Annotated in this window: 27 protein-coding genes; 11 read left to right on the top strand and 16 right to left on the bottom strand. The window is 63.2% G+C overall.

Going from position 1 to position 20523, the window contains the following annotated elements; all coding sequences use genetic code 11:
- Window positions 1–50: 50 nt before the first annotated feature.
- The 11 genes from purE to E5W70_RS06955 form a co-directional block, all read right to left on the bottom strand.
- On the bottom strand, window positions 51–548 hold the full coding sequence (purE, locus tag E5W70_RS07005; protein WP_292655714.1) for a 5-(carboxyamino)imidazole ribonucleotide mutase: 498 nt from the start codon (window positions 546–548) through the stop codon (window positions 51–53).
- 122 nt (window positions 549–670) lie between these two features.
- Window positions 671–1504, bottom strand: a complete 834-nt coding sequence (locus tag E5W70_RS07000; protein ID WP_292655712.1) for an anti-sigma factor — start codon at window positions 1502–1504, stop codon at window positions 671–673.
- Window positions 1501–2061, bottom strand: a complete 561-nt coding sequence (locus E5W70_RS06995; protein ID WP_292655709.1) for a sigma-70 family RNA polymerase sigma factor — start codon at window positions 2059–2061, stop codon at window positions 1501–1503. Before E5W70_RS06995 ends, E5W70_RS07000 begins: the two co-directional genes overlap by 4 nt.
- A gap of 25 nt (window positions 2062–2086) precedes the next feature.
- Entirely contained in the window at window positions 2087–2434 is a 348-nt protein-coding gene (locus E5W70_RS06990; protein WP_292655706.1) for a cupredoxin family copper-binding protein, read from the bottom strand.
- Between the two features lie 11 nt (window positions 2435–2445).
- The gene (locus tag E5W70_RS06985; protein ID WP_292655703.1) at window positions 2446–3393 is read right to left on the bottom strand and encodes a metallophosphoesterase; all 948 of its coding nucleotides are present in this window, start codon (window positions 3391–3393) and stop codon (window positions 2446–2448) included.
- A 167-nt stretch (window positions 3394–3560) separates the two neighbouring features.
- Entirely contained in the window at window positions 3561–4766 is a 1206-nt protein-coding gene (locus E5W70_RS06980) for an aminotransferase class V-fold PLP-dependent enzyme (RefSeq protein ID WP_292655700.1), read from the bottom strand.
- A 26-nt stretch (window positions 4767–4792) separates the two neighbouring features.
- Entirely contained in the window at window positions 4793–5254 is a 462-nt protein-coding gene (locus E5W70_RS06975; RefSeq protein ID WP_292655697.1) for a RidA family protein, read from the bottom strand.
- 34 nt (window positions 5255–5288) lie between these two features.
- Window positions 5289–6083 (bottom strand): amino acid ABC transporter ATP-binding protein, encoded by a 795-nt coding sequence (locus E5W70_RS06970; RefSeq protein ID WP_292655694.1) that lies wholly within the window; start codon window positions 6081–6083, stop codon window positions 5289–5291.
- 4 nt (window positions 6084–6087) lie between these two features.
- The gene (locus E5W70_RS06965) at window positions 6088–6738 is read right to left on the bottom strand and encodes an amino acid ABC transporter permease (RefSeq protein ID WP_292655692.1); all 651 of its coding nucleotides are present in this window, start codon (window positions 6736–6738) and stop codon (window positions 6088–6090) included.
- A gap of 1 nt (window position 6739) precedes the next feature.
- A complete protein-coding gene (locus tag E5W70_RS06960) occupies window positions 6740–7405 on the bottom strand; it encodes an amino acid ABC transporter permease (protein ID WP_292655689.1) in 666 nt (221 codons plus the stop codon).
- 66 nt (window positions 7406–7471) lie between these two features.
- Window positions 7472–8353 carry a transporter substrate-binding domain-containing protein gene (locus E5W70_RS06955; RefSeq protein ID WP_292655686.1) on the bottom strand — a complete coding sequence of 294 codons (882 nt, stop codon included), beginning with the start codon at window positions 8351–8353 and terminating at the stop codon, window positions 7472–7474.
- Window positions 8354–8480: 127 nt separating this feature from the next.
- Here E5W70_RS06955 and E5W70_RS06950 point away from each other — a divergent pair, with 127 nt between their 5' ends.
- A complete protein-coding gene (locus tag E5W70_RS06950) occupies window positions 8481–9284 on the top strand; it encodes an IclR family transcriptional regulator (RefSeq protein WP_292655683.1) in 804 nt (267 codons plus the stop codon).
- 51 nt (window positions 9285–9335) lie between these two features.
- Here E5W70_RS06950 and E5W70_RS06945 read toward each other — a convergent pair whose 3' ends face one another.
- Window positions 9336–9539, bottom strand: a complete 204-nt coding sequence (locus E5W70_RS06945; RefSeq protein ID WP_184875716.1) for a YdcH family protein — start codon at window positions 9537–9539, stop codon at window positions 9336–9338.
- A gap of 242 nt (window positions 9540–9781) precedes the next feature.
- Between E5W70_RS06945 and E5W70_RS06940 the strand changes: the two genes are divergently transcribed.
- The 7 genes from E5W70_RS06940 (at window position 9782) to E5W70_RS06910 (ending at window position 16505) form a co-directional block, all read left to right on the top strand.
- Window positions 9782–9961: a YdcH family protein gene (locus tag E5W70_RS06940; RefSeq protein WP_023678481.1), complete on the top strand. Its 180-nt coding sequence runs from the start codon at window positions 9782–9784 to the stop codon at window positions 9959–9961.
- Window positions 9962–10161: 200 nt separating this feature from the next.
- Window positions 10162–11415 (top strand): flavodoxin-dependent (E)-4-hydroxy-3-methylbut-2-enyl-diphosphate synthase, encoded by a 1254-nt coding sequence (gene ispG / locus E5W70_RS06935; RefSeq protein WP_292655678.1) that lies wholly within the window; start codon window positions 10162–10164, stop codon window positions 11413–11415.
- A 4-nt stretch (window positions 11416–11419) separates the two neighbouring features.
- The gene (locus tag E5W70_RS06930) at window positions 11420–12274 is read left to right on the top strand and encodes a lytic transglycosylase domain-containing protein (RefSeq protein WP_292655674.1); all 855 of its coding nucleotides are present in this window, start codon (window positions 11420–11422) and stop codon (window positions 12272–12274) included.
- Window positions 12275–12435: 161 nt separating this feature from the next.
- The gene (locus E5W70_RS06925; RefSeq protein ID WP_292655671.1) at window positions 12436–13632 is read left to right on the top strand and encodes a phosphoglycerate kinase; all 1197 of its coding nucleotides are present in this window, start codon (window positions 12436–12438) and stop codon (window positions 13630–13632) included.
- Between the two features lie 140 nt (window positions 13633–13772).
- Window positions 13773–14798: a class I fructose-bisphosphate aldolase gene (locus E5W70_RS06920; protein WP_292655669.1), complete on the top strand. Its 1026-nt coding sequence runs from the start codon at window positions 13773–13775 to the stop codon at window positions 14796–14798.
- 152 nt (window positions 14799–14950) lie between these two features.
- Window positions 14951–15691: a thioredoxin family protein gene (locus tag E5W70_RS06915; RefSeq protein WP_292655666.1), complete on the top strand. Its 741-nt coding sequence runs from the start codon at window positions 14951–14953 to the stop codon at window positions 15689–15691.
- Window positions 15692–15773: 82 nt separating this feature from the next.
- Entirely contained in the window at window positions 15774–16505 is a 732-nt protein-coding gene (locus E5W70_RS06910; protein WP_292655663.1) for an SGNH/GDSL hydrolase family protein, read from the top strand.
- Between the two features lie 115 nt (window positions 16506–16620).
- Here the strand turns inward: E5W70_RS06910 and E5W70_RS06905 are convergent, their stop codons facing one another.
- On the bottom strand, window positions 16621–16782 hold the full coding sequence (locus E5W70_RS06905; RefSeq protein WP_008873884.1) for a hypothetical protein: 162 nt from the start codon (window positions 16780–16782) through the stop codon (window positions 16621–16623).
- A gap of 202 nt (window positions 16783–16984) precedes the next feature.
- On the opposite strand from E5W70_RS06905, the gene E5W70_RS06900 reads away from it, so the two are divergent.
- From E5W70_RS06900 to E5W70_RS06890, 3 genes are all read left to right on the top strand, one after another.
- A complete protein-coding gene (locus tag E5W70_RS06900) occupies window positions 16985–17152 on the top strand; it encodes a hypothetical protein (RefSeq protein ID WP_254816537.1) in 168 nt (55 codons plus the stop codon).
- 141 nt (window positions 17153–17293) lie between these two features.
- Entirely contained in the window at window positions 17294–17701 is a 408-nt protein-coding gene (locus tag E5W70_RS06895) for a hypothetical protein (protein WP_292655653.1), read from the top strand.
- A gap of 18 nt (window positions 17702–17719) precedes the next feature.
- Window positions 17720–18439 (top strand): YafY family protein, encoded by a 720-nt coding sequence (locus E5W70_RS06890; protein ID WP_023678491.1) that lies wholly within the window; start codon window positions 17720–17722, stop codon window positions 18437–18439.
- Window positions 18440–18499: 60 nt separating this feature from the next.
- Here E5W70_RS06890 and E5W70_RS06885 read toward each other — a convergent pair whose 3' ends face one another.
- From E5W70_RS06885 to E5W70_RS06875, 3 genes are all read right to left on the bottom strand, one after another.
- The gene (locus tag E5W70_RS06885) at window positions 18500–19195 is read right to left on the bottom strand and encodes a DUF1013 domain-containing protein (RefSeq protein ID WP_292655650.1); all 696 of its coding nucleotides are present in this window, start codon (window positions 19193–19195) and stop codon (window positions 18500–18502) included.
- A 351-nt stretch (window positions 19196–19546) separates the two neighbouring features.
- Window positions 19547–19687 (bottom strand): DUF1127 domain-containing protein, encoded by a 141-nt coding sequence (locus E5W70_RS06880; RefSeq protein ID WP_023720976.1) that lies wholly within the window; start codon window positions 19685–19687, stop codon window positions 19547–19549.
- 164 nt (window positions 19688–19851) lie between these two features.
- Window positions 19852–20523 (bottom strand): zinc-binding dehydrogenase (locus E5W70_RS06875; RefSeq protein WP_292655641.1); only part of this gene is annotated, 672 nt, incomplete at its 5' end.

The following is a 20523-nucleotide window of genomic DNA, read 5'->3' as shown; positions in this document are numbered from 1 at the left end:
GCCAAGCTGGCCGCCGCCGATGATGCCGATGCTCGATCCCGCCGGCAGGCTCACGGCGCGTCCGTGGGCTCGGCCGCCACCTTGGCGGTCTGTGCGGCGCGCCAGCTATCCAGCCGGGCGGCGAGCTTTTCGTCGCTCAGCGCCAGCACCGCGGCAGCGAGAAGGGCGGCGTTGGCAGCGCCGGCCTTGCCGATTGCCAAAGTGCCGACCGGAATGCCGGCCGGCATCTGCACGATTGATAGCAGCGAGTCCTGGCCCGACAGCGTCTTTGATTCCACCGGCACGCCGAACACCGGCAGCGGCGTCATCGCCGCCGTCATGCCGGGCAGATGCGCCGCACCGCCGGCGCCGGCGATGATCACCTTGTAGCCGGCCGCCTTGGCGCCTTTGGCGAAGTCATAGAGCCGGTCGGGCGTGCGGTGGGCCGAGACGATCAGGCGCTTGTGCGGAATTCCAAGCGCCTCAAGCGTTTCGGCGGCGTGGCGCATCGTCGCCCAGTCGGACTGGCTGCCCATGATGATGGCGACGTCGGCGCGTTGATCGTTCAAGCTTCTGCTCCCCGGCGGCAAAGGCGCGCATTAGCGGAAATCGAGGGGAGCCGCAAGGATGGCCAGAAAGGGAACGTCGCCTGTGTCGTTTCTGTCGCTACGCAAATGCATAGCGGCGGTGGTTATCGGGCGGCCGCTGCTCGGAAGCGGTCGACGAAGTCGTCAAGTTCAGGCCGCTCGGTATCGGAAATCGCCCAGTAGGAAAAGGCACTGTCGGTCCAATGGACCAGCGAGAAGCCACCGGCAGAAAGATCGACAGGTCCGCTTGTCGAGCCGGTTTCCTCGGGCGCGGCGACGAGAGTGATCAGGTGCTCGCGGTGCCGGTAGACCAGTGCCGGCACCGTCCGGTCGGCGATCACCTCTACCCGGCCGCCGAGCAATGTGAAACCGTCATTGGCAAGATCGGGCGCCGGTGGCGACAGGCCGACCCGGGCATCGAGCCAAGGTTTTACGGTATGCCGGTCCGACGAGACCACGTCCACCGGGCTGGCGGCCAGCAGGCTGCGGCGGTGGCCGCTGGCGACTGCGGCCGCAAAGCTGTCGGGCGCCCTACTCAGCATCATCCATTGCGTCGCGCCGCTGGCCAGCACGGCGGTAACGATGATCGACGCCGCCAGCGCGCGCCAGTCGAACGCGCCAAATCGGTGCACCGCTCTGTGCGCCGGCAGCACTCGAGCGGCGGGCGCCGGCGCCGACAGCACTTTCTCCGTACCGGCTGTCCCGATTGCAGCGATGCGAGCCTTGAAATCCTCACGGACATCAGGCCTCGGCAGCCCGCTGACGACCGTCTGCAGCGCAGCGATGCGGGCATGCTCGGCGGCGAGCGCCGGATCGGCCGCGATGCGTCGCTCGACAGCCAATGCTGCTGCTGCGTCGAGCTCGCCATCGACCAAGGCATGGATCATCAGCTGCATGCCCGCCGGGTCATCGGGCAGTCCATCGTTGTGCGCGCTCATGGCGCCCTCCCAAGTTGGGATATCAGCAGACCGCGCGCCCTCGCCAGCCGCGACATCACCGTGCCTAGCGGGACGCCAAGCAGCATCGCGACCTCGCGATAGCTGAGGCCGTTGATGTCGCGCAGCACTACGGTCTCGCGAAATTGCTGCGGCAGCGCGGCGATCGCCGCCTCGAGTGCCGCCGTGTCGGCCTTGGCGATCAGGCTTGCCTCAGGACTATCGGTATCCGGCAGGCCGGCGCCATATGCAGCCGTCATGTCATCGAGATCGCTCAGGTCGCCGACGGCGACGATACTGCGCGGCCGGTTGCGCGCCAGCCAAGAGTAACAGGCGTTGCGCACGATCGCCAGCAACCAGGCGCGAGCATTGCCGCCGGCATAACCGGCGATGCCCGCATGCGCCTTCAAACAGGCCTCCTGCACGACATCCTCCGCGTCGGCGGCGTTGCCGGTCAGCCAGCGGGCAAGCGCAAGCGCATCCGCGAGATGGGGCAGAACCACCTCGCGAAAGCGCTCGGCCGCGGCCTCTTGGTTCAACACCGTCGCATCGCCCGGCATCCCGGGCAGAACCTTCCGAAGATCCTCACGGAGCGACGGTGATCCTGCCCTGCATGTGCGGGTGAAGCCCGCAGAAATAGGCATAGTCGCCCACTTTGTTGAAGGTGAAGGCATATGTGTCACCGGTGTCAAGCGCCTTGGAGCGAAACGAGCCATCGTTGGCGACCGCCAGATGCGGGATGTCGTCGTCATTCTCGAAGGTCACGGCAGTGCCCTGCTTTACCGTCAGCACCGCCGGTGTGAAGGCAAAGTTCTCGATCTTGACCATTGGCTGGTCTGCCGCGTTCAGTGGCATGGAAATCATTGTCAGGATCGCCGCCAAACCGAACGCGACAGGCGATACGACCAAGAGGCGGGATGGAAAGCGGATCATCGCATTTCCCCTCAGGCCAGCGTGCTGTCGATGATGGCGAGGTCCTGCCCGCCTTGCTTGACCGTCACACTGCTTGTGCCGAGCAGGCTGCGCAACTGGCCGGCAGGTACCGTCATCGGCCCGGGCGAGGCTGCGGTGCCCGGCGCCGGTTGCGGGAAAGCGGTCGAGCGCGCGGTATGGAAGGTAACGTTGCCTTCGACCTTCTGCATGATCTGGTGGATGTGGCCGTTGAGTACGGTGACAGAGCCGAAGCGCTTGAGCAGGGCCAAGGCCTGCGCCGCGTCGTCGGTGCCCCAGCCCCATTCGGGATAAACAGCCCATAGCGGAATGTGGGCAAAGACGACGATTGGCGTCGAGGCGGTGACCGCCTTCAGATCATCGGCCAACCATGCCAACTGGTCGGCGCCGAGATTGCCGAGCCCGCCAGCCTTCAGGTTGACGACGTTGACCAGCCCAATGAAATGGACGCCGTTCTGGTCGAACGAATACCAGCCGGCGCCCTTGGTGCCCTTGCCGTAGCGGTCGAGATAGGCCTGGCCGTTGCCGTCGTCGATCAGGTCGTGCTCACCGGGCACATAATGCACGTCGAATCCTGCGCCGCCGATGATCTGGGCAGCGTTGTCGAACTGCGCGGCTTTCGACAAATGGGTGATGTCGCCGGTGTGGATCATGAAAGCGGGCTTTTGCGGCAGCGCCTGGATCTTGCCCATGGCCTCCTTCAGCGTGTCGATGGCGTGCGGGTTGGCAGCCTTGTCGAAGCCGATGTGGCTGTCGGAGATCTGGAGGAAAGTGAAGCCGGTGGCCAAGGCCTCTGCGGCTTGCGCCGCGCCGAGCAGGCTGAGCGAAACCGGCACGCCGGCCGAGATCGTCCAAAGCACTCCCGTGCCGGCCCAGATCATGCATTCCAGTGCGTGACGGCGGCTGATGCCGTCAGCTTGATTGTCGTGGTGGTGGGTCATACCGGTCTCCTGCAACGCCGGAAATGGCGTCTGCTTGGGAGACCAAAGGGCGGGGTGGTTTATTCCGCCCGACGCCCAAAAGGTTCATTCACAGTGCCGTGATGGCGCTCTGGCCGGATGCGAAGCCGGCGCTGGAGGGCACTGGCTCGACCACGCTCTGCCGATGTCTAGTCAGGCCAGCGCAACGCTCCGGCGGACTGCTTGCGAGCGGGTTTCATCGCATCCGCGGGCCGATCGGCAGCGCTCAATATAGCCCGCAGGCGTTCGGCGACGATCTCCGCCTCGCCGGCATGGAGATTGCACGGATCAAGGAAGAAGTGACCGCGCTCGACCTCGTGGTTGCGCACGATCACGGGCGGCGAACCCGCGGCGAGCGCCGAGGCGAGGCCGGCGGCGGTGAAGCGGCTTTCCGGTGCAACAAACACCTGCAGGCGGTCGAGAGGATTTCCGGTCGGATCTGGAATGATACGTGCCTCGATGCCGGGCAGGCCCTGCAATGCGCCTTGCCACAGATGCAGTGCGGCTTCTTCCCGCTGGCGAATGCCGGCATGGTCGCGCTGTTCCCAGGCTTCCAGGGCCGCCATGGTGCCGGCAATGCTCTCCTTGCCGACCTTCATGGCGCGCGCGACGCCACGATTCTGCAGATAGGCGGCCCGCACCAGATCCTTGCGCCCGGTGACGATGCCGCTTGTCGGCCCTGAGAGAAATTTGTGCCCGCTATACAGGACAATATCGGCGCCGCGCGCCAGAAAGCCGCGCAAATCGTATTCCGAGGCGGCGTCGACGATCACCGGCACGCCCCTGGCGTGGCAAATCTCGCAGAACTCCTCGAGCGAGAGCATGCCGTATTGCACGGTGTGGTGCGCAACGACGTAGAGGGCTGCCGCCGTCCGGTCCCGGATCGCCTCGGCAACATGATAGTCCTGGGTGACGCTGACCGTGCCGGCAGGCACTGCCGTGGCTCCGGCAAGCCGGATCGACTGGTCGATCGGCGCGCCATAATTGACGATATGGCCAAGCTGGACGATGACCTCCGATTTGAGGCCCTCGGTATCGTCCGGCAGCCGCTCGATCGCAAGAAGGCTGGTTCCGGTCATCGCGCCGGCAATCGCCATGGTTATGCCGCTGGCGCAGCATGCGGTGATGAAGCCGGCCTCGCCGCCGGTGAGGCGTGCAATCACAGTACTTGCGGCGCGCTGCAGATCGTCCATCTCGACCCATTGCGAGGCGATTTCCGACATTGCGGCGATCGCCTCGGGAACGATGATCGAAGCGCCGAGCGCCGTCATCGTGCCGGAAACATTGATGATGGGGCGAAGACCGAGCCGTTCGCGGATTGTCGTGTTGGAACGGTCAGCGGCATAGGTCGTCATCTCTGCAGATCCTGTTTCGAAAGCTTTCAGGCGGCGATCTCGACGACCGCCTCGATTTCAACTGTGATGTTGCCCGGCAGCGAGCCGACACCGATCGCCGAACGGGCGTGTCCGCCAAGCGTATCAAAGACGGCGGCGAAAAGATCGGAACAGCCATTCACCACCTTGGGGTGCTCGCTGAAGGTCGGCGTCGCATTGACAAAGCCAAGCAGCTTGACGACGCGCACGATGCGGCCGAGGTCGCCGGCCGCCGCATGCATGACGGCGAGCAGGTTCAGGCCGGTCAGACGCGCATGATCATAGGCCTCTTCAACGCTGACATCCTCGCCGACCTTGCCGGTGCAGAGCGCGCCATCGGCGCGCAACGGCCCCTGGCCGGAGAGGAAGATCAGCCGCCCGCTCTCGGCATAGGTGACGAAGTTGGCGATGGGCTTCGGCGGCTCGGGCAATGTCAGGCCCAATTCCGCGAGCCGGATGTAAGGCGTCATAAAAGCTCCTTGCGACAGCTTTCGCCGTCCGACGTCAAAAATGCGAGGCGCGAAACCGCGCCAGGAAACTGCGAAGGCGTTCATTGTCGAACCCCGCAGCCAGAATCTCGGCGGGTGGTCCGACGGCACTGACGCCGCCATCCGCCATGAAAACGATGCGGCTCGATGCATCGCGCGCAAAAGCCATTTCATGCGTGACCATCAGCATCGTCATGCCGTCTTCGGCGAGGCTGCGCACGACCTCGAGCACCTCGCCAACCAGTTCGGGGTCGAGCGCCGAGGTTATCTCGTCGAGAAGCAATATCTTCGGCTCCATCGCCACGGCGCGGGCGATGCCGACGCGCTGCTGCTGGCCGCCGGAAAGCTCGGCCGGCAGACTGTCGGCCTTGTGGGCGAGGCCGACCCGACCCAGCCAGTGCTCGGCAATGGTGCGGGCCTCGGCATTGCTCTTGCCGCGCACCTTGCGCAGGCCAAGCATGATGTTGCCGGCCGCAGTCAGATGCGGAAACAGATTGAAGCTCTGGAACACCATTCCGGTCTCGGCTCGCATCGCCGCCAGGTCGCGCTCGCTGCGTCGCTGGCGTGTTCCCGTCTCGCGATAGCCGACCTCCTTGCCATCGATACGGATCGAGCCGCTGTCGTAGCTCTCCAGGAAGTTGACGCAGCGCAGCAGCGTGGTCTTGCCGCTGCCGGAGGGGCCGATGACAGTCACCACCTCGCCGCGTGTCACCTGCAGGCTGACGGAGCGCAGGACCTCGACGGATCCAAAGGCTTTGGAAACCTCGGTGACATCGAGAAGTGCCGGATTCTGGTGCGAGGCGTTGGACATCTTGCTATTCCCGGATGAAGGAGAAACGCCGCTCCAGCCGCCGGCTGGCCAAGGAGAGGGCGTAGTTGACGGCGAAGTAGACGAGCGCGCCGAGAATGTAGAGCGGCATCGCCTCATATGTGCGGCCGATGACCTGGTTGATCGCCTGCATCAGGTCGGTGATGCCGAGCAGCGAGACCAGCGCGCTGCCCTTCACCGCGTCGGTGACGCCATTGATCCAGGGTGGCAGGAAGCGCCTGAACGCCTGCGGAAAAATGACGTAGGCCAGCCGCTGGCGAAAGGTCAGTCCGATCGCCATCGCCGCCTCGGACTGACCCTTGGGAATCGAGCCGACGGCGCCGCGTAAATATTCGACGACCTGTGCGGTCTTGAACAGGGTGAGGGCGAGTACGGCCGCCCAAAAGGATTCCAGATGCAGCCCCACCGCGGGCAGGCCGTAATAGACGAAGAAGATCAGCACCAGGATCGGAATGCCGCGTATGGTGTCGCTGAAGATGCGCACTGCCCAGCGCAGCGGAGCCGGACCATAGACAAGGCCGACGCCCATCAGCACGCCGGCGATGAGCGATAACACCACGACCAGCAGCGACACCCACAAGGTTACGGCAAAGCCTTCGGCGAGGAACGGCAAGGCGTAGATGATCTGGCTCAGCATGTCAGCGCGCCGCCTTGAACCGGCGCTCGACCAGCCGCAGCGCGAAAAGCAGCGTGTAGCCGGTCAACAGGTACATCGCAGTCACCACCAGATAGACCTCGACAATGCGGAACGTGTTGAAGTTGATCCACTGGGCGCCATAGGTGAGTTCGGGTACCGAGATGACCGACGCCACGGACGTGTCCTTGAAGAGCGATATGAATGTGTTGGAAAGCGCCGGCAGGGTTATGCGCAGCATCGTCGGCAGGCGCACATGGAGCAGCCTTTGCCATGGCGTCAGGCCGATTGCCTTGCCGGCGTCGAGCTGCCCGCGCGGCACCGCCTCGAGCCCCGAGCGAAACACCTCGACCAGGTAGGCGCCGCTGTAGAGCGACAGCGTGGCAATGAATGAGGTTTGCGCGCTGTAGGCAATGTCGACCACCGTCGGCAAGCCGTAGAAGACCAGATAGACGAGCAGGATCAGCGGCACGTTGCGGATGAACTCGACATAGCCCGCGATGATGGTCCGCACCGCACGTCCGGCCGACACGTACCAGACCGCCAGAACGAGCCCGATGACGATGCCGATCGCGATCGAGATGACGGCCAGTTCGAGGCTTAGCAGCAGTCCGCCCCAGAGCTTGTCGAAATGCCGCCAGATCAGGTTGAAGTTGAGGATATAACCCATGCGTCCTCGTCATGGAGGGCTGTGATGAGAGAAGGCGGAAGGACGTTGTCCTTCCGCCTGCTTGCATCAGATAACCGGGAAACCGGGATGGCGCGCCGGCGGCTCCTGTCCGAAATAATCCTTGAACGCAGCGTCGTAGAGTGCCGTTTCATGGCCGAACATGGCGATGGTGAAGGTCTGGTTGACGAAGGTCAGCCAGTCGAGGTCGCCCTGCCGCAGCGCGGCACCATAAAGCATCGAGAACCAGCTCTTGCCGGCATCGAAGTACTTATCCGGATTGCGCGAGGCGAGCCAGCGCACCGTTGACAGATCGACCGCGGCGGCGTCGACGCGCTTCGATTCCAGTGCCTGCAGCACATTCGCCTGCGTGTCTATCTGCATTACCTGCGACTCCGGCAGGACGATATGCACGTTAGCCTCGGCATCGACATTTTGCAGGATGGAAATCCGGGTCGCCGAACCGGCGGCAAGCAGCTTGTCGAAGGTCTTGTTTTCGGCGTTCGGAAGGGTCAGCAAGGCAATGCCTTCGACGTAATAGGGCCGGGAGAAGTGGATCAGCTGCGAGCGCTGGGCGGTCATGGTCATGAACTGGATGGTGATGTCGACCTTGTTGGTGGTCACGTTTGGAATGCGCTGAGCCGGATCCTGCATGACGAATTCCACTTTGGTCGGATCGTCGAAAAGCCCCTTGGCGAGAATGCGCCCCATGGTGATGTCCATGCCGACCAGTTCGCCGGCGTCGTTCTCGAAGTGCCAGGGCGCGTTGGTGCTGCCGGTGCCGACGATCACCTTGCCGCGCTCGAGAACGGTGCGCAGCAGGCTGTCGGGCGCTGCCTGCGCCGCCGCTTTCCGAACGTCGACCGCGGTAGCGACGCTCATCACTCCGGCCGTTGCAAGCCCGGCCATTCCCAGTTTCAGAAATTCACGCCTTTTGGATGTGTCGTTCACGACGACCTCCTCTCGTGTTGTGTTCCCCTTTGGACCAGCAATACAGCATCGGTTGCAACTGGCATCATTGTCCCTTACAAGAGACTGCTGTACTCTGTACAAGACAGATTAACATCAGGAATCGATAATGCAAGATGGCAATGCCTTGGCCGCTCGATCGGACGTCGGTCTGGACGAGGACAAGAATTCGGGTTCCCGGGAGAAGGGCCTCAACCGGGTCCTCCAGATTCTGGAGTTTCTTCACGCGACCCAGCGCGCAATCGGCATTGGCGATCTTGCCAAGGGGGTGAACGCGCCGCGTTCGACGACCTACACGCTTGTGCGCTCACTGGTCGACGCGGGCCTGCTGGAGATGGCCGGAGACGGCAATCGGGTCTATTTCGGAAAGAAGCTTTATCTCTACGGAATGGACTATGTACGGGGCAACGACCTGCTCAGGCGCGGGCGCCAGGAAGTCGATCATTTGTCGCGCGAGACCGGCGAGACCTCGGAGTTGTGCATGCTGCAAAGCGGCCGCTACACCATCGTCCATTCAAGCCCGGGAACGAGGCCATTCAGGATCAGCTCGGCGACGGGTCTGCAAATACCGCTTCCCTGGACAGCGTCCGGGCGGCTGCTCCTCGCCGGCTTCGACAGGGCGGCGATCGAGGATATGGTCTCGGAAGACGATCTCGTACTGCCGGACGGCCGCAGGTTGCGGCTCGACGACTTCATAGCCGACATCGCCGTCGCCAAATCGGCCGGCTACTGCGTCACCTCCGGCCTTGTCGATGCCTACACGAAATGCCTGGCCGCGCCGGTCTTTTCAGCGCCGGGCAGGGTCGAGGCGACGATGTGCCTGGTGGTTCCCATCGATACCTCGACCGAAAAGACCGACGATCTGATAGCGCTGTTGCGCGAGCGCGCCGCACGGCTTTCGATCGCGGCATAGCCGCTTTTCCAGCAGGCCGGCGCCGGCGTTCGTTCAAGCAATGGCGTTCGTTCAAGCAATAATGTCTGGAATGATCTTGTCTTCCAGCGCCATCAGCCTGTCCTTCAGGAAAAGCTTCTTTTTCTTCATGCGCTGGATCTGCAGCGGGTCGCAATTCATGGCGATCATCGCGTTGATGGCCGCGTCGAAATCGGCGTGTTCCTGCTTCAGCCGGGAAAATTCGAGGCGGATATCTGCCTGTTCCTGATCGGACATTTTTACCGTCTGCACGTCTGCGGCGCCCAAACTATGGGCCTGATTGGGCGGGACCGGGGGTCTTCTTGCACCGGCGCGCAGCCCATACCACATTTCATATTGTCGTGGAATGCTACCACGCAGCATTCGACATCGGTGCTCGATGGTGGCAGACTGTGATTATGCCGTCACAGAAAGCGCGCCTGCGGTGGACGCGCCCTTGGCGGCTGCAATCGAGGAAACCATGAAAGGGAGAACCAATCATGTCTCTTGCATCCCATCTTGATGAGCTGCAGCGGAAACACGGCGACATCGAACGGGAAATCGACGATGCGATGACCCATCCATCGGTAGACGACCTCGAAATCGTGAATCTCAAGCGGCGCAAGCTGGCGCTCAAGGACGAGATTGAAAAACTGAAGGCGAAACCGACGACGCACTGAAGCCCTTCCAGGACTAGCAGCGCCGCCCGGCGCGCGATCTTTCCGGTGGCATCGCAATGCTGCCGGAAACACTTGTGGATTTGCGGCAAGCTGCCGTCTTGTCATTACCGATTTGCTAGGCCTGCGCGCCCGTCGCCATTGACAAGCCATCTTTGCTCCTCCACCTCATGCCCGGACCTTCAAGATTAAAGGCAGCCGGCATGACCGGATATTTTTCCTCACCCTTCCCACGCCGCAGGTCGGTCGGTGTCGATGTCGGCGGCGTGATTGTCGGCGGCGGCGCGCCGGTCGTCGTCCAGTCGATGACCAACACCGACACGGCCGATGTCGATCAGACGGTCGCACAGGTGGCGGCGCTGCATCGCGCCGGCTCCGAGATCGTGCGCATAACCGTCGATCGCGACGAAAGCGCTGCCGCCGTGCCGGCCATCCGCGAGCGGCTGGAACGGCTCGGCATCGACGTGCCACTGGTCGGCGATTTCCATTATATCGGCCACAAGCTCCTGGCCGATCATCCGGCCTGCGCCGAGGCACTGGCCAAATACCGTATCAACCCCGGCAATGTCGGCTTCAAGGACAAGAAAGACCGGCAGTTCGCGGCGATCGTCGAGATGGCGATCCGATACGACAAACCGGTGCGCATCGGCGTCAACTGGGGCTCGCTCGACCAGGAGCTGCTGACCCGGCTGATGGACGACAACCAGGCCCAGGGCTTTCCGCTTACCGCACAGGAAGTGACGCGCGAGGCAATCGTGCAGTCGGCGATCCTGTCGGCCGAAATGGCCGAAGAGATTGGCCTTGCCCGCGAGAAAATCATCCTGTCGGCCAAGGTCAGCGGCGTGCAGGATCTGATTGCCGTCTATACCGAGCTTGCCACCCGTTCCGACCATGCGCTGCACCTCGGCTTGACGGAGGCGGGCATGGGCTCGAAGGGCATCGTCGCCTCGTCCGCCGCCATGGGCATCCTGCTCCAGCAAGGCATCGGCGACACCATCCGCATCTCGCTGACGCCGGAGCCGAACGGCGACCGCACGCGCGAGGTGCAGGTATCGCAGGAGCTCCTGCAGACCATGGGCTTCCGGCAGTTCGTGCCGATCGTCGCCGCCTGCCCGGGCTGCGGCCGCACGACCTCGACCGTGTTCCAGGAGCTTGCCCAGAACATCCAGGCCGACCTGCGCAAGAACATGCCCGTGTGGCGCGAACAATATCCCGGCGTCGAGAACCTCAAGGTCGCGGTGATGGGTTGCATCGTCAATGGTCCGGGCGAATCCAAACATGCCGATATCGGCATTTCGCTGCCCGGCACCGGCGAGACGCCGACCGCCCCGGTGTTCGTCGACGGCAAGAAGGCGGCGACGCTGCGCGGCCCGTCGATCGCCGCGGATTTCGAGAAAATGGTTTCCGACTACATCGAACGGCGGTTTGGGCAACACGGCAAAGCCGCGGCGGAGTAGTTCGATGCGGCGTTTGCTTGGGGCGACGCTGGTTGTCATTGGCGGGCTGGGCTGGGCGACAGCCGTCCAGGCCGATCCGCCGCGGCCCGCCAAGCAGAAGCTGATCGATCGAGTTTGCGATCTTATCGAGACGCATGCCGACCAGAACGGCCTGCCCAGGGATTTCTTTGCTCGGCTGATCTGGAAGGAAAGCCGTTTCGATCCCAATGCGGTCAGCCCCGTTGGCGCGGAGGGTATCGCCCAATTCATGCCGGGCACCGCCAAGATGCGCGGGCTCGCCAATTCCTTCGACATCGAACAGGCGATCCCGGCCTCGGCAAAATACCTCGCCGAAATGAAATCCGGTTTCGGCAATCTCGGCCTCGCCGCCGCAGCCTACAATGCCGGCGAGAGCCGGGTGACGCGCTGGCTGAATTCCGGCGGCTTCTTGCCGATGGAGACCGAAAGCTATGTTCTGGACGTCATGGGCGAGCCGGCCGACAACTTCACCAATACCGCCTACGCCGGCGTCATCCGGCCGCTCGACAAGAAGGCGAGTTTCGCTGCCGCTTGCCGTGAGCTGCCGGTGATCATGTCCAGAACCGTGCCGATGTCGTCGATCAACATCAAGCCGTGGGGCGTGCAGGTGGCCGGCAATTTCCGCCGCGCCGCGGCGCTCAATCAGTGGAGCAACGTGAAGCGCCGGTTTCCAGCCTTGCTCAGCGGTCGCGATCCGGTGGTCAGCCGGGTGCGCACACCGATTGGCAGGCGCGGCATCTATGCGGTGCGGATCGGCGCCGACACCAAAGCCAGGGCCGACGATATTTGCCAGAAACTGCACCGCGTGGGCGGCGCGTGCATCGTGGTCCGCAATCGATAAGCCACAAGTCGGTGCGTTTCGCGTCGTTGCTGCCCATCTCGCTCCCCGTGGGCACTTCGTCCTCGACACGTGAATCATATTTTCGGTGAACCCTTAGGCAGGTCTTGCATCGTCGTCGATGCGGGGTAAGGTCCCCGCGATTTTTCGCGAAAGGGATCAGCATGGCCGACTTCAAGACACTGGACGACATCGGCAATATCAGCGGCAAGCGTGTGCTGGTGCGTGTCGACCTCAACGTTCCCGTCACCGAGGGCAAGGTCACCGACGCCACCCGTATCGAGCGCATTGCGCCGACCATCACCGAGCTCTCCGGCAAGGGCGCCAAGGTGATCCTGCTTGCGCATTTCGGCCGGCCCAAGGATGGACCGGCGTCGGAATTCTCGCTCGGGCCGATCGCCAAGGCGACGGGTGACGTGCTCGGTCGTCCGGTTGGCTTTGCCGCCGACTGCATTGGCGACAAGGCGGCGAGCGCCGTTGCCGCCATGGAGAGCGGCGACGTACTGCTGCTCGAGAACACCCGCTTCCATAAGGGCGAGGAGCAGAACGACCCGGCCTTCACCGAAAAGCTCGCCGCCAACGGCGACATTTTCGTCAACGACGCCTTCTCCGCTGCGCACCGCGCCCATTCGTCGACGGAAGGGCTGGCGCATGTGCTGCCGGCCTTCGCCGGCCGTACCATGCAGACCGAGCTCGACGCGTTGGAAAAGGGTCTTGGCAATCCCGTCCGTCCGGTTGTCGCCATCGTCGGCGGGGCCAAGGTCTCGACCAAGATCGACCTGTTGATGAATTTGGTGAAGAAGGTCGACGCGCTGGTCATCGGCGGCGGCATGGCCAACACGTTTCTCGCAGCACGCGGCACCGACGTCGGGAAATCCCTGTGCGAGCATGATCTCGCGACCACCGCCAAGCGGATCATGATCGAGGCGGCCGAGGCCGGCTGTGCCATCATCCTGCCCGCCGACGGCGTTGTCGCCAGAGAGTTCAAGGCCGGCGCTGCCAGCGAGACCGTCGCCATAGCAGACGTGCCGGCTGACGGCATGATCCTGGATGTAGGTGTGAAAACCGTGAAAACCATTGCCGAATGGATCGACCGTGCCGCGACGCTGGTCTGGAACGGGCCGCTCGGCGCCTTCGAGATCGAGCCGTTCGACCATGCAACGGTGGCGACGGCCAGGCACGCGGCAGCGCGCACCAAGGCCGGCAGACTGGTCTCGGTCGCTGGCGGCGGCGACACGGTGGCGGCGCTCAACCATGCCGGCGTCAGCGATGATTTTACTTATGTCTCGACGGCCGGCGGCGCTTTCCTCGAATGGATGGAAGGCAAGCCCTTGCCCGGCGTCGACGTCTTGAAGCGCTAACTGCGGCAGCAATAGCAGTGCGAAGGAGTGCGCCCGCGACTTTCAATCGATTCGCGCTTCTCCGGCGAAATGGTTCGACTTGAACCTGCGTTGCTCTGGTGGTCTGCTGGGCGCGGATCAATTCTTTCAGGAGAAGCACGATGAGCGAACGTCTCGAGGACATTGCCGCCGCGATGGTGGCCAATGGCAAGGGCCTGCTGGCTGCCGACGAGAGCTCCGGCACCATCAAGAAGCGCTTCGACGTCATCGGCGTCGAGTCGACCGCCGACAGCCGCCGCGACTATCGCGAGATGATGTTCCGCGCCAGCGAGGCAATGACCAAGTACATTTCCGGCGTCATCCTCTATGACGAGACCATTCACCAAAAGGCCGCCGACGGCACACCGCTGGTCGACATCATCAAGGCATCAGGCGCTATCCCCGGCATCAAGGTCGACGCCGGCGCCAAACCGCTGGCCGGCTTTCCCGGCGACACCATCACCGAAGGCCTGGACGGCCTGCGCGAACGCCTCGCCGACTATTACAAGCTCGGCGCCCGCTTTGCCAAATGGCGCGCGGTGCTCGACATCGATGTTTCCAAGGGCGTGCCTTCCGCCACCTCGATCAGCTCGAACGCCCATGCGCTCGCGCGTTACGCCGCGCTTTGCCAGGAGGCCGGCATCGTGCCGATCGTCGAGCCGGAGGTGCTGATGGACGGCGCCCACGACATCGACACCTGCTACGAGATCAGCAAGGCGACACTTACAAAGTTGTACACCGAGCTCTATGCGGCCCGCGTCGTGCTCGAAGGCACCATCCTGAAACCGAACATGGTCCTCGCCGGCAAGAAATCGGGCAAGGTCAGCAGCCCGGAGGAAGTCGCCGAAAAGACCATAAAACTGTTCCGCGAGACGGTGCCGGCCGCGATCGGAGGCATCGCCTTCCTGTCAGGCGGACAATCGGACGAGGAGGCGACCGCCAACCTCAATGCCATCAACGCCATCGGCCCGCATCCGTGGAAGCTGACCTTCTCCTACGGCCGCGCCTTGCAGGCCGCCCCGCAGAAGGCCTGGGGCGGCAAGGCGGCAAATGTCGCCGCCGCGCAGGCGGCCTTCGCCCATCGCGCCCACATGAACCATCTGGCAGCGCTTGGACAATGGCAGCCGACGCTTGAGCAAGCCGCCTGACCGAAAACATCTTGCGTTTCTCCCGACCCGGGCCACGTGCCCGGGTTTTTGTTTGAAAAGCAGCAAGAGCTGCAATTTCTTGCAACTGAAATGCAGCTCGTTGTCGGCATTCCTCGCTGCCGAACGTCCTCCGTGAAAAGAGGAGCAGACCGATGCCAAACAACAAGACCGTTTCGCAGGAAGAGTGGTTTCAGGCGCACAAGGCGCATCTGGCGCGCGAAAAGGAATTGACGCGCTTTCGCGACCGCGTCGCCGCCGAACGCCGCGAACTGCCGTGGCTGAAGATCCGTAAGGACTACGTCTTCGAGACCGAGCAAGGGCCAAAGAAACTGCCCGACCTGTTTGGCGGCAACAGCCAGCTGATCGTCTACCATTTCATGTTCGGGCCGGGCGCCGATTATCGCTGCGAAGGCTGCTCATTCCTTGCCGATCATATCGACGGCGCCAACCAGCATCTCAGGCACCACGATGTCTCACTTGTCGTGGTAGCACGGGCGCCATTGGCCGAATTGCTGCCTTACAAGCAGCGCATGGGCTGGAAATTCGACTGGGTGTCGTCCTACGCCTCGGACTTCAACTTCGATATGCAGGTGTCATTCACCGACAAGCAGATCGCGGCCGGCGACACGACCTACAATTTCGAGCGGCGTGCGCGGAGATCGAAGGACCTTCCCGGCACCAGCGTGTTCTATCGCGACGAGAAAGGCGACATCTTCCTGACCTTCGTCTCGCGCTCCAGAGGCGGCGATCCGCTGATCGGCGCCTATCACTATCTCGACCTGACGCCGAAAGGCCGCAACGAGACCGGTCCCTACCATGGCCTGATGGACTGGGTGCGGCTGCACGACGAATATGCGGACACGCCCGAGATGCAGGACAGCTGCTGCCATTGACGACGGGCGGTCAGCCAAGGTCTTTCGCCTTCGGCCCGACATGCGCTAAGTGCTGTTCGCTATGCCCTAAAAGGGACTTGCCATGCGGCGCTTTCCGACCCTCCTCACCTGGCTCGCCTTTCCGGTCTATGTCTGGCAAGGACTTGGCGTGCGTCGCCGCACCACCCGCATGCTGCCGGCACAAGGTCCGGTCATGCACGAGATATCTGGCCTGGCGCCAGCAATCTCGGTTCTGGTGCTTGGCGATTCCTCCGCCGCCTCGGTAGGCATCGGCAATTCCGAAAACGGATTGGCCGCGCAACTGGCCGTCCTGATTGCGCAACGCACCGGCCGCACCGTGCGCTGGCGGGCAGCCGGCTTCAACTCGGCAACCTCTGGCCAGATCCGCGATCATGTGCTGCCCAATCTATCGGCCGATCCGTGGACGCATATCGTGCTGGCCATCGGCACCAACGACACCAAGAATTTTCATTCGGTACCGCGCTTCAAGCGCGAGTTTGGCGGCCTGCTCTACGCGCTGCGCGCCAAATGGCCGGAGGCGCGCGTCGTGTGGTCGCCGGTGCTGGAGTTCACCCGGGCGCCGGCAATGCCGCCGCTGCTCGGCAAGATCCTCGAAATCCGCGCCGTCGAAATGAACCGGATGGGCGAGCGCCTTTGCCTCGAGCGCGGCGCCATACCGGCGCCCCGCCTGCCGATCACCGACGCCGAGGCCGGCTTCGCGTCGGATGGATTTCATGCTTCGGAAGCCGGCTACCGAGCCTGGGCGGAACATCTGGTCAGCCTGGTGCTCGCCAACGAACCGGGCGTCGCGTAGCGGGCCGCCGGCATTAAAACGCGTCGCGTTCGATTGGCCTCATGCGACGCTTCAGGTTCTTGTTTTTATGCATGTCGTTGGCGCAAAATCGCTGCACACTTTTGCGCGACATGCATTACGTCCAGTGCCCGAGCACCGCCGTAATCGAAATCGCCGCCATCGCCAACAGCGCCAGCTTCCAGAAATCGCTGCGCCGCTTCAGCCCGGGCCAGCCGAGCGGCTTGATGAGCTGGATGACCATCATGGCGATGATGACGAGCGCGAGAAGTTTCGACATGCAGCCTTTGATCAGCATCGCGGCTGGCTGTCAAAGCGGCTCAGGGATCGCGTCTTTCCACTGCGGCAGGCTCTTTTTCAGCACTGCCTGATCACTTCGGTGGACAAATCGGAATGCCGGTCACGAGAGCTGCACCCTCCTGACAGACTGCTGTCAGCAGGGGTGTGCGATAGTGCCTGCATCGAAAGAGAGGAGACCAGCCATGAACGGTTTTACCATTCTGCGTAGCGTGCAGCACTATGTCGGCAAGATCCGGACGATGCGCAACGAGATCCGCACCCAGCGTTTCATGAATACCCTGCCGGCCGACATCCGCAAGGATATTGGTTGGCCGGACATGTATGGCGACCGCCGCAATGGCGGCAATTGAGGCAAGCTTTCTGCGTGGCGTTTGGATGCGACCTGGCGACGAGCTGAAATGGGCATGCTGAAGCCTCCTGACAGTATGGTGTCAGGAGGCTCGTGCCATAGTGCGATGGCCGCCGGAGACGGATGGCCGAGAGGACGATCGATGAAAAGCTGGAACGACAGGCCGAACACGCCTGGCATCAACGGCATAAAACCGTCGCCACGCACCATCGGTGACGTCGTCGAAGGGCAGCCGATGCTGGTTCCTACAGCTCGCCAGGTCCATGCATTCATCCGCTCCATTCCTGAAGGCATGGACATGGATATCCGTGCTTTGCGCACCGCTCTCGCCATCGAGCACGGTGCCGAGGTGACATGTCCGGTCACCATCGGCTATCATCTGCGCACCGTCGCCGAGGCCGCCAAAGAGGATCTTGAGCGTGGCGTGGCGCCGAGCGACATTGCGCCGTTCTGGCGGGTGCTCGACGCAAGCACGCCGACAACGAGGAAACTATCCTTCGGCGCGGCCTTCGTCGCCGCGCAGCGCAAGCGCGAAGGGCTGGAACGATAGACGCCGAGGGACCATACGATGCGCCGCGCCGACAGGCTCTTCCAGATCGTGCAGCATCTGCGCGGTGGCCGTCTGGTCACCGCCCAGAAGCTGGGCACGTGGCTCGAGGTTTCCGAGCGGACGATCTATCGCGACATCGCCGACCTGCAGTCGACCGGCGTGCCGATCGACGGCGAGGCCGGTGTCGGCTACATGATGAGGGAGGGTTTCGACCTTCCGCCGCTGATGTTCACGCGTGACGAGATCGTCGCGCTGGTCGCCGGCGCCCGCATGGTGCGCGCCTTTGGCGGCGCGGCCATGGCGCGAGCCGCCGACGAGGCGCTGGTCAAGATCGGCGCCGTGTTGCCCGACGCCGAAAAGGACCGCATCGCCCGTACCGAGATCCACACGCCGATGTGGGTGGTAAGCGATGCCGCCCGCGAAGCCATCGACCTGATCGAGCGGTCCATCGAGAAACGCCAGGTGCTGACCATCGACTATTCGGATGAGGCCGGCCGCAGCACCGCGCGCGACATCCGTCCGCTCGGCCTGTGGTTCTGGGGCAAGGTGTGGACCTTGGTCGCCTGGTGCGAGATGCGCGGCGATTTCCGCGCCTTCCGCATCGACCGCATCGCCTCGGTGGTCATCGCCGGCCGCACCTTCAAGCCCGAGCGCGGCAAGCAACTCGCCGATTTTTACCGCGCGGTGGAACGCAGCGAGGATTATGGCATGGCGCCGGACCGGGCGGCGCGAAGCTGACACGGAAGATCACAAAAAAGCCCGCTTGAAAGCGGGCTTTTGGTTTTGGATGCGAGACGCCTACTCCTCTTCGTCGGCGTCCTTGTCCTTCGACTTCAGCGCCGAAAGCTTGGCGAAGACAGCGTTGGCGTCGAGTTCCCGGTCCTCGTCCTTCGGCTTTTCCGGCGCCGGCACCAGCCGTTCGGTCAAGGCGGCCGGCAGCAGCGTATCGCCGACCGGCTGCGCCTGCTCACGGCCGCGCGAGGCGCGGTTGATTTCCATATCGAGGTCGATCTGCGACGTCAGGCCGAGTGTCACCGGATCCATCGGCTGGAGATTGGCGGAGTTCCAGTGCTTTCTGTCGCGGATCTGGTCGATCGTCGACTTCGTCGTGCCGACAAGGCGGGCAATCTGCGCATCCTTGAGCTCGGGATGGTTGCGCACCAGCCAGAGGATGGCGTTGGGCCGGTCCTGGCGCTTCGACAGCGGCGTGTAGCGCGGACCCTTGCGCTTGGATTCCGGCACCCGCACCTTGGGATCGGAGAGCTTCAGCCGGTGGTTCGGGTCCTTCTCGGCGCGCGCGATCTCGTCGCGAGTGAGCTGGCCGGTCATGATCGGGTCCATGCCCTTGATGCCTTGCGCCGACTCACCGTCGGCGATCGCCTTGACCTCGAGCGGATGCAATCCGCAGAACTGCGCGATCTGCTCGAAGGAAAGCGCTGTGTTGTCAACCAGCCAGACGGCGGTCGCCTTTGGCATCAGCAGCGTATTGGCCATTACAAAAATCCTTCTCGTTCGCCCGCGTTCCCGCGCGGGCGGTGGTTTAGAGCCACCAAAATGGGAAAATCGCGGTCTATATAACCGCTCGCTCGCCGTTTCGCAATGTTTTTGGCAGGCGCGTCAAGGACGGCATGGCAGCGCGACCAGCAGACCGCGAAGGGTCGGCACATGACGCCATGCAATCGAAGCTTCAAAAAGACAAAGCCCGCCAGACCAAGGTCGGGCGGGCTCGGAACCGGCGACGGAAATCCGTCTGCTACGGCTCTGGCTTCTAAGACGTGATCCCGAACCGCGGCTCGGCGTTGCGGAAAAGCAGCGCCCGGTCTTTGGGCGGGATCGTGCTCGAGATCAAAGCCCCTGGCGGGCGATTCTCTCGATGTCGCCGCGGTTGATGCCGAGGTCGTTGAGCTGACGAGCGTTCAGCCGGTTCAGTTCGCGCACGGTTTCGTTGTACATGCGCCAGTTACGGAAAGCGCGGATCGGGTTCATGGTAGTCCTCCATTTCGTTGGATCATTCGTTTCGATGACGCGTAAATAGGCATCGCTGCTCAGGAATTGAACAGACGCTTTTGCATGGCCGCAATGCAATTGTTGCATTGCAGCATTAAGCTTTCGTTCAGCTTGTTGGGGCGTGCGTCTCGGACGATACGTTCCTAGCCGACGTCGAGCACGATCTTGCCGATGTGCTCACCCTCCTCCATCCGCTCATGCGCCCGCCAGGCCTCCTTGAGCGGGAAGATCATATCCATGACGGGCGCCACCTTGCGCCTGCCGAGCAACGGCCACACCTGCGCCTCGAGTGCTGCGGCGATCGCCGCCTTGAATTCGACGGTGCGCGGCCTGAGCGTCGAGCCGGTGTGGACGAGGCGCTTGACCATGAGTTTCGAAAAATCGGCGCTGGCAACCGCCCCGCCCTGCGTGGCGATCTGAACGATGCGGCCTTCCAGCGCCGCAGCCTCGTAGTTGCGCGCCACATATTCGCCGCCGACCATGTCGAGGATCACGTTGGCGCCGCGGCCCTCGGTCGCCTCCTTGACCGCCGCGACGAAATCCTCCTCGCGATAATTGATCGCCCGGTCGGCGCCGAGCTTGAGGCAGGCTTCGCATTTCTCCTTGCTGCCGGCGGTGGTGATGACATAGGCGCCGAAAGCGGCAGCAAGCTGGATCGCCGTGGTGCCGATACCCGACGAGCCGCCATGCACGAGCAGCGTCTCGCCGCTCTTCAGGCCACCGCGCTCGAAGACATTGTGCCAAACAGTGAAGTAGTTTTCCGGCAGCGCCGCCGCTTCGGTGTAGGTAAAGCCGGCGGGCAGCGTGCTGCCGCT

Origin of the sequence: Mesorhizobium sp., assembly GCF_005063415.1 — a bacterium.
Taxonomy (GTDB): domain Bacteria; phylum Pseudomonadota; class Alphaproteobacteria; order Rhizobiales; family Rhizobiaceae; genus Mesorhizobium.
This window is presented reverse-complemented; position numbering and strand designations above follow the sequence as displayed.